Here is a 13,306-nt window from a genome sequence, read left to right as displayed (position 1 = left end):
GCTCGTCCGACAGCCCGGTTCGCTACGACTCGAAGTCGACCGCGCGGTCGATCCAGCGCCCGACGCGCTTCTCGGAGACGCTGGTCTGTGCTGCGACGTCCTCGGCGTCGGCGGCCGCGAGATCCGCGACCGTTTCGATCCCGATCTCCTCGAGGCGTTCGGCGTAGGCCGGACCGATCCCCTTGATCTGGTCGACCGGAACGTCGGCATCGCCGTCGTCAGCGTTGTCGGCGTCATCGCCGTCGTCCGTCGCTTCGTCGGCGGCCGACTCGCTCTCGTCGGTCGCCGGCTCAAGCTCGTCGACGTCGGTCGTGACGTCCTCCGACTCCGGACCGGCGGCCTCCGCGGGCTCGGCCCTCGTGGCGGCGTCGTCGGCCGCTTCCGCCTCGTCGACCAGCGAATCCGTGGAGGCGGCGGCGTCCGTCTCCGTGGCGACGGGTTCGTCGTCGTCCTCCGCCAACTCGCCGTCAGTCCCCGCGACCTCGTCGTCTTCACCGTCGCCGACCGACTCCGTTCCGGGGCTCGCGGCGGCTTCCGCGGGCTCGGCGGCGTCCTCGTGGTCCGTATCGACAGTCGACCCGGTTGAGGCGGCGGCGTCCGTCCCCGTGGCGACGGGTTCGTCGTCGGCCTCGCTGTCGTCGCCGCCGGCCCCGGCGTCCTCGTCAGTGCCCTTGACGGCGCCCTCGGTCGTCGTTTCCGGCGCCGACGCCGCGTCCGGCTCGTCGCGTTCGCGCTCCACCGTCACCGCCGTCTCGGTCGAACGACTGCCCGACTGATCGCGCCCGATACCAAGCAGTCGTTTGATCTGCTGAAGGAGTCCCATTGAGCGAACCCACGCCGCCGCTTTTTAAAAATCCAGCGCAGATCCTCGGGAAAACACCGCGGAGGAGCGGTGACGCCCCGGTGTCACCGGAGTTCCGCGCGGAGCGCCTCGTTCATCGCGTCGACCGGCGCGCCCTCGCCGGTCCAGCGCTCGAACGCCTCGACGCCCTGATACAACAGCATCCAGGCGCCGTCGATCGTCGTCGCCCCGGCGTCGGCTGCCTCCCGCAACAGGCGCGTCTCCAGCGGGGCGTACACGGCGTCCAGTACCGCCAGTTCGTCGTGCAGATACTCCGCGGGAACGGGCGTGTCGTCGGACTCCATCCCGACGGTCGTCGCGTTCACCAGCAGGTCCGCCTCCGGCACGCGCTCGGCCAGCGAGTCGAGTCCGCTCGCGGAGACGGCGGTCGACGTGTCGGGGTCGTCGGGAAGCGCCGAACGGATCTCCGCCGCGAGCGATGCCGCTCGCGAGGCGGTGCGGTTGGCGACGTGGAGCGAGACCGCGCCCTCCGCGAGCGCGAACGCCGCCGCCCGTCCCGCTCCGCCGGCGCCGACGACGACGGCGGCGGCGCCCTCGCGTTCGACGCCGTAGTGGTCGAACGCCCGGCGGACGCCCGCCACGTCGGTGTTGTACCCCCGCGGCGGGTCGGCCGAGAAGTCGACGGTGTTGACCGCGCCGACCTCGGCCGCCAGATCGTCGGGCTCGACTGCCGACAGCACGTCCCGTTTGAACGGCACCGTCACGTTCAGTCCCGCGACGCCCAGCGTGGCCGCGGCCTCGACGGCGGCGGCCCCGTCGTCGGCGTCCGGTTCGAAGGTGACGTAGCGGGCGTCCAGCCCGAGCGCGTCGTACGCCGCCTCGTGCATCGGCGGCGACAGCGAGTGCTCGACCGGGCTCCCGATGAGTCCGTACACGTCCATACGGGTCCCTCCCGGAGCGGCCGGAAAAGGGTCCCGACGACGGGCTCGACCGGTCCAAGCGATCGCACCGATCGACTGGTCTCTCGTGTGCTTCTCTCTGCCCTTGCCGTGACTCATCGACCGAAAACGGCACACTGGCTGGGACGAGCGGGCGATGTCGTTCGACTTCTACGGATCACCGCGAAACGCAAGAGTAAGGGAGAGCCCCCGGTTCCGTGGCGATAATGAGTTCACGGCTTCGGAGTCCGCTCGTCGCGCTGTTCGGCGGGCTGGCGCTGACACTCCCCTGGATCGTCTCGTGGCTGACCGGCCGAGCCGCGGGCTTTTCGACGCTCGGAACGGTCGCCGTGAGCGGCGTCGCCGTGCTCGGGGCGTCGTTCCTGCTCGCGTGGGGCGCCGAGACCGCCGAGAAGGACGTGCCGCGCGCGTTCGCGATCGCCGTGCTGGCGGTGCTTGCGGTCGCCCCGGAGTACGCCGTCGACGCGCTGTACGCCTGGCAGGCGGGTCAGGGCGACGCGGCGGCGGCGAACCTCGCGGTCGCGAACATGACCGGCGCGAACCGGATCCTCATCGGCATCGGCTGGTCCGGCATCGCGCTGTTCTCCATCTACCAGGCGTACGCCGGCAGCGGCGACCCCAACGTCGTCACGACCGACAGCAGGTTCGGCGACTACGTCTCGCTCGACCGCGACATCTCGCTGGAGATCGCGTTCCTGTTCGCCGCCACCCTGTTCGCGTTCTTCGTTCCGTTGGGCGGCGGCATCGGCGGCATCGACACGCTGGTGCTCGTCGGGCTGTACGCCGCGTACATCCTCGTCATCATCCGCGGCGACGTCGAGGAGGTCGAAGAGCAGGTCGGCGTTCCCGCATACCTCCAGTCGAAGCCGTTCGGCGTTCGTGCGGCCTCGGTGCTCGCGCTGTTCGGCTACTCCGGGCTGCTCATCTTCACCGCCGTCGAGCCGTTCGCCCACGGGCTCGAGGCCCTCGGTCTCCAGTACGGGATCCCCGAGTTCTTCATGATCCAGTGGATCGCGCCGCTGGCCTCCGAGAGCCCGGAGCTCATCGTCACCGCGTATCTCGTCAACAAGGCGCGCGCGACGGCGGCGTTCAACGCGCTCATCTCCTCGAAGCTGAACCAGTGGACGCTGCTCATCGGGACGCTCGCGGTCGTGTACAGCATCTCCGCGGGCCAGTACGGCGTGCTCATGTTCGACGAGAAGCAGGCGGCGGAGATCTGGATCACCGCCGCACAGAGCTTCTTCGCGCTCGCCATCCTGATCAACTTCCAGATCTCCGTACGCGAGGCGCTGGTGTTGCTGGTGCTGTTCCTCTCGCAGGTGGTGACCGAGTTCTACTTCATCCGGACGATGACGGAGGCGGCCGCCGAGGCCAGTTCGATCCTCCTGCTCGAGGCGTACACGGTCCTCTATCTCGTGCTCACGATCGGGCTCCTCGCGACCCGCCGGGACGAGATCCGCACCGTCGCATCGCTCACGGGAGCCACCGTCCGCGACGCCGTCGGCGACGACTCGGAACAACCGGCCGACTGACGGACCGCCGGCGGTCGTTCCTCCGGGCTTCCCGTTCGCCTCGCCCTCGTCGTTCGTTCCGCCCGTTCGTCCGGAACCGACGCGTATTCCAGCGCCGGGCCGCTATTCCCCGTCAGTGATCGGTATCGTCGTCTCCCGAGCTGACCGCGCCTCGACCCACATCGCCGAGCGACTGCTCGCGCGGGCGGAGTGGACCGAGCGGACCGACCCGTCCCGCGCCGACGGCGACGGCGGCGGCACGTACCACACGCTCGACGCCGTCGACGCTCCTGCCGCCGCCGCAGGCGACGGGGCGGACGGGGGCTGCGGGTTCGAACTCCGGACCTTCGACGGGCTCCACATCCACCTCGACGATCCGACCCCCGCCTTCTCCGAGGAGCCCGGGTTCCTCGTGTTCGTCTCGCGGCACTCCGGGGACACCGGCCCGCTCCTGACGTGTCACTTCACAGGGAACTTCGGGGACGCGGAGTACGGGGGCGAGCCGGGGTCGTTCGCGCCCGCCTGTCCCGGCGTCCAGCGCGGGCTCGTCGCCGGCTTCGACGAGCACGCGCCCGAGGGATACGACGTCGCCATCGAGGGGACCCACCACGGACCGACCGACCTCGCGACGCCCGCGGTGTTCGCGGAGCTCGGCAGCGACGACGAGCAGTGGGACGACCCCGACGGCGCCGCCGCGGTCGCCCGGGCGGTCCTCGACCTCCCCGCTCGTCGCGCGAGCGTCGCCGTCGGCGACCCCGACCGCCCGCGCCACGTCGTCGGCTTCGGCGGCGGCCACTACGCCCCGCGGTTCGAGCGGGTGGTCCGCGAGACCGCGTGGGGCGTCGGACACATCGCCTCGGACTGGCAGCTGGAGGAACTGGGCCACCCCGAGGAGCACCCCGACGTGCTCGATGCGGCCGTTCGCGCCAGCGACGCGGAGTTCGCGCTCGTCGAGGGCGAGTACCCCGTGCTTCGGGAGGCGCTCGCGGCCCGCGACGTGCGGGTCGTGAGCGAGACGTGGCTCCGCGCGGTCGACGATCGCCCGCTCGGTCTCGTCGCGTCGCTGGAGGCCGACCTCCGTGCGGTCGAGGACGGGCTCCGGTTCGGCGACCGCGTCGCCGGCGCCGGGACGGGCGAGGACGGCGACCCCGCGGACGCCTACCGCGTCGTCGACCTGCCGGCCGACCTGCTCGCGGAGGCGCAGGGGATCGACGCCGACGCCGCCCGCGCGGCCGTCGAGCGCCACGCGGTCGGCTTCGAGACCGAGCAGGCCGGCACGCGCGCCGCCGGCCGGGCCGCGCTTCCCGCCGATTCCGGAACCGCCGGCGAGGCCGACGGCGGCGACTCCCCGGATCCGTACGACGCACTCGTCGACGATCTCGCCGCAGTGCTGGCCGAGAAGTACGACGAGGTCATCCGCGAGACGGGCGCCGTTCGCGCGCGAATCGAGTCGTTCGACCCCGAACGGGCGGCGACGCTGGGCGTCCCCGAGGGACCCAAGTTCGGCGCGCTCTCGGCGGGCGACCCGGTCGAGGTCGACGGGAAGACGATCCGCCCGGAGACGGTCGCTCGCGAGCACGAGGAACTGTTTTCCGTCTGACCGATCGGCCGGCTCCGTTCGAACGGGCGGCGAATCGGTCGTCGCCGATGGAGTCGATGCCGGCGCAGTCTCCGTGTTCCGAGCGCGTGTCGGCCGCCGAGAACGCGTCTGACGGGTGCAAGACACGAGGGGGAAGGATAATAACTCTCCGTCGGCAACGGCTGTCCATACCTATGGACTCCATCGTTGAGGACGCGATCAACGAGGCCGAGGAGGCCGGGGAAGCGGGGGAAAACGGCGCCTCCGCGGACCCGGCGTCCGGCGAGGCCGGCGGCGACGCCGGGGCGGAGTCGTCCGGATCGGGGGACGACGCTTCGCGCACAGGGAAGATGACCGACGAGGAGCTTCAGGACGTCCTGAAGGACCTCCAGACGAACATCACCGTCGTCGGGTGCGGCGGGGCCGGCGGCAACACGGTGAACCGGATGGCCGAGGAGGGGATCCACGGCGCCGATCTCGTCGCGGCCAACACCGACGTCCAGCACCTCGTCAACATCCAGGCCGACACCAAGATCCTGATGGGCCAAGAGAAGACCCAGGGTCGCGGAGCGGGCTCACTCCCGCAGGTCGGCGAGGAGGCGGCCATCGAGTCGCAGTCGGAGATCCGGGAGTCGCTGGAGGGCTCGGACATGGTGTTCGTCACCGCCGGACTGGGCGGCGGCACCGGCACCGGCTCGGCGCCCGTCGTCGCGAAGGCGGCTCGCGAGATCGGCGCGCTCACCATCGCCATCGTCACGACGCCGTTCACCGCCGAGGGCGAGGTTCGACGGACGAACGCCGAGGCCGGCCTCGAACGCCTGCGCGACGTGGCCGACACCGTGATCGTGGTACCGAACGACCGCCTGCTCGACGCCGTCGGGAAGCTCCCCGTACGTCAGGCGTTCAAGATCTCCGACGAGGTGCTGATGCGCAGCGTGAAGGGCATCACCGAGCTGATCACCAAGCCCGGCCTCGTCAACCTCGACTTCGCCGACGTCCGCACCGTGATGGAGAAGGGCGGCGTCGCGATGATCGGGTTGGGCGAGTCCGACTCCGACACGAAGGCACAGGAGTCCGTTCAGTCGGCGCTGCGCTCGCCGCTGCTGGACGTGGACATCTCCGGCGCCAACTCCGCGCTCGTCAACGTCACCGGCGGCTCGGACATGTCCATCGAGGAGGCCGAGGGTGTCGTCGAGGAGATCTACGACCGGATCGACCCCGACGCGCGGATCATCTGGGGCACCTCGATCGACGAGGAACTCGAGGGCCAGATGCGCACGATGATCGTCGTCACCGGTGTCGACTCCCCGCAGATCTACGGCCGCAACGAGGCCGCGCAGGTCGCCGCCGGCGACAACCTCGAGGATATCGACTACGTCGACTAGCGCGGCCGCTCGTCGTCGACGACGGAGTCCCGCGGCGGCGCTACCCCAGTCGCGGAGCCCTCAACGGTTCGGCGTCCCGCACGTCACGCGGCGCACGCAGTTCTCCTCCGCGGCGCGTGCGTCGCCGTGACGGGCGCTTCGGGGTCAGAGCAACAGATATAGAAGGTGCGGCGAAGTACGCCCAGTACCCATGGATGTCAAGTACGACCTGACAAGCTACGTCAGGGTGCTCAAACTGGCGAGCACGCCCTCCTGGGAGGAGTTCTCCCAGATATCCAAGATCGCCGGTGCGGGCATCTTCCTCGTCGGGTTCCTCGGATTCATCATCTTCGCGGTCATGTCCGTCCTCACCGGAGGGATCTGACGGTGCCGATCTACTCAGTGAAGACGACGGCCAGCCAGGAGCGAACGGTCGCCGACATGATCGCCAGCAAGGAGATGGCCGGGATCTACGCCGTGCTCGCGCCCGACCAGCTCACCAGCTACGTGATGGTCGAGGCCGACGGCGACGCCGTCATCCGGCGCGTGCTGGAGGAAGTTCCGCACGCCCGCGGGCTCGTCGAGGGCCCCGGCGGCGAGGCCGGCCGATCGTCGATGTCGGAGGTCGAGCACTTCCTCTCCCCGACGCCCGACGTGGAGGGCATCGCGGAGGGCGACATCGTCGAGCTGATCGCCGGTCCGTTCAAAGGCGAGAAGGCGCAGGTGCAGCGCATCGACGAGGGCAAAGATCAGGTGACCGTCGAACTGTACGAGGCGACCGTCCCGATCCCGGTGACGGTGCGGGGCGACCAGATCCGCGTGCTCGACTCCGACGAGCGATAGTCGGACGAACGCGCCCGAGTTGGCTGTCAGGACTGTTCTCGATCGGAAGTGCGACCGGCGTTCGCGGGGGTCGCCCGCGTCACACGTCGCCGTCGACGCGCTCGACGACCAGGTCCATATCGGCGATATCCTCGATGTCGGCCTTGATCCGCTCGCGCTCGCGGACGTCGTCGGAGTCCGCGTCGTACGCGCGGACGAACTCGGCGCGGGTGTGCTCGTCGAAGGCGTGACGGATGGCGAAGTAGCCGTCGGGAACGACGGCGCCACACACCTGACATTCGTGTCGCTCGTGTGCGGTCGTCTGGTGGACGACGGCGTCCTCGACCGCGTCGAACGCCGCGTCGCACCCTTCGAGGCCACAGGCCCACCGGGACATACCCGGATGCAGACGACAGGCTCGCATAAGCGTTCCCGTGGAGGCGCGTTCCCGGTGCCGTCCCCCTCCGCAGTTGCCGGTGGGCCCGCCCACACCTGATCCGAAAAGCGGAATCACTAACGTCGGCCCGACGTACCTCCGTGTGTGACTGCAGGACCGACGCGGGTCGACGCTCACGTGAAACTGCTCGACGAGCGCGTCGTCCAGCGGGCGCGACAGTCGGGTATCGACACGCTCGTGTACGCCCCGCACTTCACGCGGCTCCCGGAGATCCGCGAGCGCGCCGAGCGCTTCTCGACCGAGGACGTGACGGTGGTGCCGGCGCGGGAAGTGTTCACCGGCGACTGGGGGAACCGACGCCACCTCCTCGCCGTCGGACTGGACGACCCGGTCCCCGACTTCATCACGTTCGAGGCGGCGCTGGCGGAGTTCGAACGCCAGGGTGCGGCCGTGCTCGTTCCGCACCCGGGGTTCATGAACGTGAGCCTCACCCGCGCGGAGGCGGGCGCCTACCGCGACCGGATCGACGCCGTCGAGGCGTACAACGCGAAGCTGTTCGGCAGACAGAACGACCGCGGCCGTCGGATCGCCGAGGCGTTCGACCTGTCGACGTTCGGGTCCTCGTACGCACACCTCCACGGCACTGTCGGCACGGCGTGGACGGAGTTCGAGGGCGACGTTCGCGGGGAGGAGGCGCTCGTAACGGCGCTGAAAGAACGGCGGCCCCGTACGGTCGTCAGGCGAGGCGACCCGGCGACGCGGCTGCGACGGCTGGTGGAGTTCGCCCACCTCGGCTACGAGAACTCGTGGGGGAAGCTCGACCGCCTGCTGCTCTCGGGGATGGAGGCGACCCACCCACGACACATCGCCTACAACGGGCGCTTCGACGACGTGTCTGTTTACTGACTTCCGGTCGTGGCTGGTGCCATCCTCCGATCGAACCGGGGGCGATCACACCGGCAGACTGGCGATGGCGGTCGCGACCATCGCTCTCGGCGTCCCCGTGTTGAGGTCGACGAGGTAGAACTGGACGACTGTCAGCGCCGCGAGTTCGCCGAGCGTGATGACGACCGTGAACGTGTCCGCCCACTTGCTGGACGTCGTGACGCCGACCGGGAGGCCGTACTCCGTCGACGAGAGCGGGTAAAACAGCGCGATGCCGCGTTTGCTCCCGACCACGTCGAGGAGGTAGTGCGTGGCGACGCCGATCCAGACGAACTGGAGGTTCCCGAAGTAGATCGGGTACGCGAGAACCACCCCGAGAACGAGGAGGTTGTGCAGCGTCTTGCGGTGCTTGCCGAAGGCCGTGTCGACGTCCGGAAACAGCGCGCCGAGCACGATTGGGACGAACAGCTCGGCGATGGTGCGAAACGTCTCTACGTCCCCCGACGGCTGGAGGACGTATCCCAGTCCGATCGCGAGGAGGATCGCGTTCAGCACGTGGCCCTTCTTGTTCACGTCCACCCGTGCCGCCGCGAGCGACCAAACCGTTTCGGCTCCTCCGGATCGATCACGCCGGTGTCGTGGGGGAGCCCCGTCCTATCCGTAACCGATCCTAGTCGCGTCTGCCGACCGCCGCGAGGAGGTCAGCGAGCGCCTGCCGCGCGATCTGTGCTTTGATCTCCGTTCGCGTCCCGTCGAACTCGTAGCGCTCGACGGCGGCGTCGCTGTCGCCGGTCCCCCACGCGCCGGCGTACGCGACGCCGATGAACACGGTTCCCACCGGTTTCTCGTCGCTGCCGCCGTCGGGACCGGCGATCCCGGTCGTGGAGACCCCCCAGTCGGTGCCGGCGGTGTCGCGGACGCCGCGGGCCATCGCGCGGGCGACCGACTCGGAGACGGCACCCTCCTCGTCGAGATATTCGCGCGGGACCGCCAGCTCCTCCAGCTTCGCGTCGTAGCTGTAGGTGACGACCGAGCGGTCGACGTAGTCGCTGGAGCCCGGAACGTCGGTCAACAACGATCCGATCAGGCCGCCGGTACACGACTCGGCGATCGCGACGGTCTGGCCTGCGGCCCGGAGCGCGTCGCCGACGCGCTCCTCGACGGGCGGATCGGATCCGGATTCACCCCCCTCGGACTCGGACATACCGTCCGGTGTCCCGGCTGCGGCTTAAGACCGCGGGAGTGAAGGAGCGACGGCTCACAGTACCGCTGACAAGCCGTGCACTATCAGCGCCCGCAGTTCTTCCACGTGATGCAGTACGCCGCGTCCGCCGACCGCGACGTGGTGGACATGGTGTCGGGCAACCCCGACTGGGAGCCGCCCGCCGCGCTGCGCGACGGGCTGCGCGAGTACGCCGACGCGAGTCCGGACGAGTTCCAGTACCCGCCCAGCGAGGGGCTGCGAGCCCTCCGCGAGGAGATCGCCGCCCGCCGGAACGTCGACGCCGGTCGGATCGTCGTCACCAACGGCACCGGCGAGGCGAACTACCTCGCGATGGCCGCCGCGCTGGATCGCGACGCCGGCTCGGAGGTACTCTTGGCCGATCCGGTGTACCCGTACTACCCGGGGAAAGCCGAGCTGCTCGACGCCGACGCGACGCTCGTGCCGACCGAGCGCGACGGGTCCATCGACCCCGACCGCTTCCGCGACGCGGCGAGCGAGGAGACGGGTCTCGTCCTCGTGAACACGCCGAACAATCCGACCGGCGCCGTGTACTCGCGAGAGACGATGGCCGAGCTCGCGGCGATAGCCGAGGAGGTCGACGCGACGCTCGTCGTCGACGAGGTGTACGACCATTTCGATTTCACCGGCGAGTTCGAATCGGCGCTGACGCTCGACAGCGACCGGGTGATCGTGACGACCGGCTACTCGAAATCGATGGCTATCACCGGGTTTCGCGTCGGCTACGCGGTGCTCCCGGAGCACCTCGTCGACGCCGCAAAGACCCGGCACATGCTCGTCAACGTCGCCACATCCCGCCCGCCGCAGGCGGCGGTACTGCGCGCGCTCCGCGAGACCGACGCCGACTACTACGCCGATGTCCGCGCGATGCTGCGCGAGCGCGTGACGACGTTCACCGACGCGCTCGACGCCGCCGGGGCCGAATACACAACTCCCGGGGGCGCGTTCTACGTGCTCGCCCGCTTCGACGGCTTCCCCGGGACCATGGCGAACGCCAAGCAACTGATCGACGAGGCCGGCGTCGCGGGGATGCCGGGCGAGACCTTCGGCTCGGCGCGCGAGGAGTGGCTCCGGTTCGCGCTCGTGACCCCGCGTGCCGAGGAGGCGGCCGGACGGCTGGCCGACTACTTCGCCTGACGGACGGCGAACCCGGTCGCGCGCTCTCGTTGCTCGGCCCCCGGCGCTCCGACGGCACGCGAGGGGCGACGCGGACTGTGGGTCGACGCCAGCGACCCGGAACGTCCGGCGGTGTTGCTTCCGGTATCGTACTTCAATCCTCGCGTGGACCCCGGTGCGTCGCGACCAACGGATAGACAAGTTCCCGTCTCCTCGGTCCAGCCAATGAGCGATATCGACGTGGAGCCCGTCGACGAGATCGACGACGACGGAGAGGACGGTCAGCCGCCCGAGCCGGACGCCTCACGGATGGGCGCCGAGATCGACATGAGCGGCGAGACGGGGCTCGCCGACCCGGACGATCCGAAGTACGTCCTCTACGGCGGGAAGGGCGGCGTCGGGAAGACGACGTGCGCGGCCGCGACCGCGCTCGCGAGCGCCCACGACGGCGTCTCGACGCTCGTGGTGTCGACCGACCCGGCGCACTCGCTGTCGGACACCCTCGACACCGACATCCCCGCTCACCCCTCTCGGATCCGCGAGGACGTCCCGCTGTACGCCGCCGAGATCGACCCCGACGCCGCGATGGAGGAGGGGCTGTTCGGCGCCGGAATGGCGACCGGCAGCGAGGACGACGACACCGGGACCGGGTCCGGCGATGCGACTCCCGGAGAGAATCCCCTTGGGGGCCTCGGCGGGATGGGCGAGGCGATGGCCGACTCGCCGATGGGCGGACTGCTCGGCGGGACGATGCCCGGCGCCGACGAGGCGGCGGCGATGCGACAGCTGCTCGAACACCTCGACGACCCCCGATTCGACCGCGTCGTCGTCGACACCGCGCCGACGGGGCACACGCTCCGCCTGCTGCAACTGCCCGAGACGCTCGACTCGATGGTCGGGCGTATCATGAAGCTCAAACAGCAGTTCTCCGGGATGATGGAGGGAATGAAGGGCATGTTCGGGATGGGCGACGGCGCGGGCGAGGAGCCGGATCTCGACGAGCTGAAGGCGCGAATCACCCGGCTACGCGAGACGTTACAGGACCCTTCGAAGACGGACTTCCGCGTCGTGATGGTTCCCGAGGAGATGAGCGTCGTCGAGTCCGAGCGGCTCGTCTCTCGGCTCGACGAGTTCTCCATTCCGGTGAACACGCTCGTGGTGAATCGCGTGATGGAGGACCCACGCGAGGTCGCGGCGTTCGGCGACGGCGTCGACCCCTCGTGGATCGTCACGCCGAACCTGGAGGACTGTGAGTTCTGTCAGCGTCGGTGGGAAGTCCAACAGAACAGCCTCTCGAAGGCGACCGATCTCTACCGCGGCCGCGACGTGAAGCGCGTTCCCCTGCTTGCGGATGAGGTGCGCGGCGAGGAGGCCCTGCGCGTCGTCGCCGCCTGTCTGGCCTGAGCGGGTCGGCTACGTCGATCTGTCGTCCCTGTCGGCCAGCTCTGCCAGCAGGTCCTCGGCCAGCTCCAACGCCGCGGCGACGTGTTCGTCGGCCGCCTCGTCCTCGGTGTCGCCGGCCTCACGAAGGAGCCGGACGACGTGGCCCACACGCTCGCGGACGGTGTCCGGGTCCGCGGGCCGGTCCGCGAGGTCGCGCGCGACGGCCTCGGCCTCCCCGAGGTGGGCGCTCGCGGCCCGCGCGACCGGCCGCTCGGCGGTCGCGGCGAGGTGTTCGTGAAGCGCGTCGAGCCGGTCGTCGACGGTCGGGTCGTCGTCGCTCACGGGCTCACGACAGCTTCGACGCGAACGACCACAGCGAGTCGGCGATCCGGGTCGGGACGAACCGTCCGATCTCCGCGACCGTCGCGAGCGGGCCGACCGGGTAGCGCGCGGGCGGCTTCGTCGAACTCGCGGCGTCGACCACGTCCTCGGCGACGCGCTCCGGCGCGACGGCCGCGAACCCGCCGCCGCCGACGGCGTCGTAGTCCTCGACCAGATCGTAGAACGACTCGTAGGCGCCCGAGCGGTCGAGACCGTCGATCTCGGACTCGACGCGGTCATCGAAGCCGGTCTCGACGGGGCCGGGTTCGATCAGCGAGACGGTGATGCCGTACTCGCGAACCTCGTTGCGGAGGGCGTCGCTCATCGCCTCCAGGGCGTACTTCGAGCCGCAGTAGACGCCGCCGCCGGGGAACGCGATCCGGCCGGCCGCCGAGGAGACGTTCACGATGGCGCCGTCCTCGCGGCGACGCATCGCCGGCAACACTTCGCGGATCAGCCGGTGGGGACCGTACACGTTCACCTCGAACTGGTCGCGGACGGCTTCGGTGGGGACGTCCTCGATGGGACCCATCTGGCCGTAGCCCGCGTTGTTGACGAGCGCGTCGATGCGCCCCTTCTCCTCGAGCATCCGGTCGACGACGCGCTCGATGTCCGCCTCGTCGGTCACGTCGAGGGTCGCGATCCGGCAGTCCTCGTGGTCGCCGAGCGTCTCGATATCGGCCGGATTTCGTGCGGTCGCGTACACCGTCCACTCCTCCTCGAGGAACGCCTCGGCGCTCGCTCGGCCGATGCCGGAGGAACACCCCGTGATGAGTACGGTTCTGGTCATGTCAACGCCGTCGGGGGCCCCGAAGTTAACTCCCGTCGTCTCGTCTCCGCCCGCTCCCCGTCGCTGCCGGTCGC

At 69.9% G+C, this 13,306-nt stretch carries 15 protein-coding genes; 8 read left to right on the top strand and 7 right to left on the bottom strand.

Features of this window, described 5'->3' with window-relative positions; translation table 11 throughout:
• Positions 1–22 precede the first annotated feature (22 nt).
• On the bottom strand, positions 23–823 hold the full coding sequence (locus K6T25_RS05740) for a helix-hairpin-helix domain-containing protein (RefSeq protein WP_222917203.1): 801 nt from the start codon (positions 821–823) through the stop codon (positions 23–25).
• Between the two features lie 83 nt (positions 824–906).
• Positions 907–1,743 carry a shikimate dehydrogenase gene (locus tag K6T25_RS05735; RefSeq protein WP_222917201.1) on the bottom strand — a complete coding sequence of 279 codons (837 nt, stop codon included), beginning with the start codon at positions 1,741–1,743 and terminating at the stop codon, positions 907–909.
• A gap of 224 nt (positions 1,744–1,967) precedes the next feature.
• Here K6T25_RS05735 and K6T25_RS05730 point away from each other — a divergent pair, with 224 nt between their 5' ends.
• From K6T25_RS05730 to K6T25_RS05710, 5 genes are all read left to right on the top strand, one after another.
• The gene (locus tag K6T25_RS05730) at positions 1,968–3,293 is read left to right on the top strand and encodes a sodium:calcium antiporter (protein ID WP_222917199.1); all 1,326 of its coding nucleotides are present in this window, start codon (positions 1,968–1,970) and stop codon (positions 3,291–3,293) included.
• 115 nt (positions 3,294–3,408) lie between these two features.
• On the top strand, positions 3,409–4,872 hold the full coding sequence (locus K6T25_RS05725; RefSeq protein ID WP_222917197.1) for a D-aminoacyl-tRNA deacylase: 1,464 nt from the start codon (positions 3,409–3,411) through the stop codon (positions 4,870–4,872).
• 173 nt (positions 4,873–5,045) lie between these two features.
• Entirely contained in the window at positions 5,046–6,236 is a 1,191-nt protein-coding gene (gene ftsZ / locus K6T25_RS05720; protein ID WP_222917195.1) for a cell division protein FtsZ, read from the top strand.
• A gap of 190 nt (positions 6,237–6,426) precedes the next feature.
• Entirely contained in the window at positions 6,427–6,600 is a 174-nt protein-coding gene (locus tag K6T25_RS05715; protein WP_222917193.1) for a protein translocase SEC61 complex subunit gamma, read from the top strand.
• Between the two features lie 2 nt (positions 6,601–6,602).
• Positions 6,603–7,058 (top strand): transcription elongation factor Spt5, encoded by a 456-nt coding sequence (locus tag K6T25_RS05710; protein ID WP_222917191.1) that lies wholly within the window; start codon positions 6,603–6,605, stop codon positions 7,056–7,058.
• Positions 7,059–7,137: 79 nt separating this feature from the next.
• Here the strand turns inward: K6T25_RS05710 and K6T25_RS05705 are convergent, their stop codons facing one another.
• Positions 7,138–7,434, bottom strand: coding sequence for a DUF7565 family protein (locus K6T25_RS05705; RefSeq protein WP_222917189.1), 297 nt, complete (start codon positions 7,432–7,434; stop codon positions 7,138–7,140).
• 144 nt (positions 7,435–7,578) lie between these two features.
• On the opposite strand from K6T25_RS05705, the gene K6T25_RS05700 reads away from it, so the two are divergent.
• A complete protein-coding gene (locus K6T25_RS05700) occupies positions 7,579–8,340 on the top strand; it encodes a PHP-associated domain-containing protein (protein WP_222917186.1) in 762 nt (253 codons plus the stop codon).
• Between the two features lie 45 nt (positions 8,341–8,385).
• Here the strand turns inward: K6T25_RS05700 and K6T25_RS05695 are convergent, their stop codons facing one another.
• Entirely contained in the window at positions 8,386–8,892 is a 507-nt protein-coding gene (locus tag K6T25_RS05695) for a metal-dependent hydrolase (protein WP_222917184.1), read from the bottom strand.
• Between the two features lie 97 nt (positions 8,893–8,989).
• Entirely contained in the window at positions 8,990–9,523 is a 534-nt protein-coding gene (locus tag K6T25_RS05690) for a CinA family protein (protein WP_222917182.1), read from the bottom strand.
• 108 nt (positions 9,524–9,631) lie between these two features.
• Between K6T25_RS05690 and K6T25_RS05685 the strand changes: the two genes are divergently transcribed.
• Together K6T25_RS05685 and K6T25_RS05680 are read left to right on the top strand one after the other, a co-directional pair.
• The gene (locus K6T25_RS05685; RefSeq protein WP_425600887.1) at positions 9,632–10,699 is read left to right on the top strand and encodes a pyridoxal phosphate-dependent aminotransferase; all 1,068 of its coding nucleotides are present in this window, start codon (positions 9,632–9,634) and stop codon (positions 10,697–10,699) included.
• A 204-nt stretch (positions 10,700–10,903) separates the two neighbouring features.
• Positions 10,904–12,082, top strand: a complete 1,179-nt coding sequence (locus tag K6T25_RS05680; protein WP_222917178.1) for an ArsA family ATPase — start codon at positions 10,904–10,906, stop codon at positions 12,080–12,082.
• Positions 12,083–12,091: 9 nt separating this feature from the next.
• On the opposite strand, the gene K6T25_RS05675 is transcribed toward K6T25_RS05680, so the two are convergent.
• Both K6T25_RS05675 and K6T25_RS05670 read right to left on the bottom strand, forming a co-directional pair.
• Positions 12,092–12,403 (bottom strand): DUF8152 family protein, encoded by a 312-nt coding sequence (locus K6T25_RS05675; protein WP_222917176.1) that lies wholly within the window; start codon positions 12,401–12,403, stop codon positions 12,092–12,094.
• 4 nt (positions 12,404–12,407) lie between these two features.
• Positions 12,408–13,232, bottom strand: a complete 825-nt coding sequence (locus tag K6T25_RS05670; protein ID WP_222917174.1) for an SDR family oxidoreductase — start codon at positions 13,230–13,232, stop codon at positions 12,408–12,410.
• Between the last annotated feature and the right edge of the window lie 74 nt (positions 13,233–13,306).

Source organism: Halobaculum rubrum (assembly GCF_019880225.1).
Classification (GTDB): Archaea; Halobacteriota; Halobacteria; order Halobacteriales; family Haloferacaceae; genus Halobaculum; species Halobaculum rubrum.
This window is presented reverse-complemented; position numbering and strand designations above follow the sequence as displayed.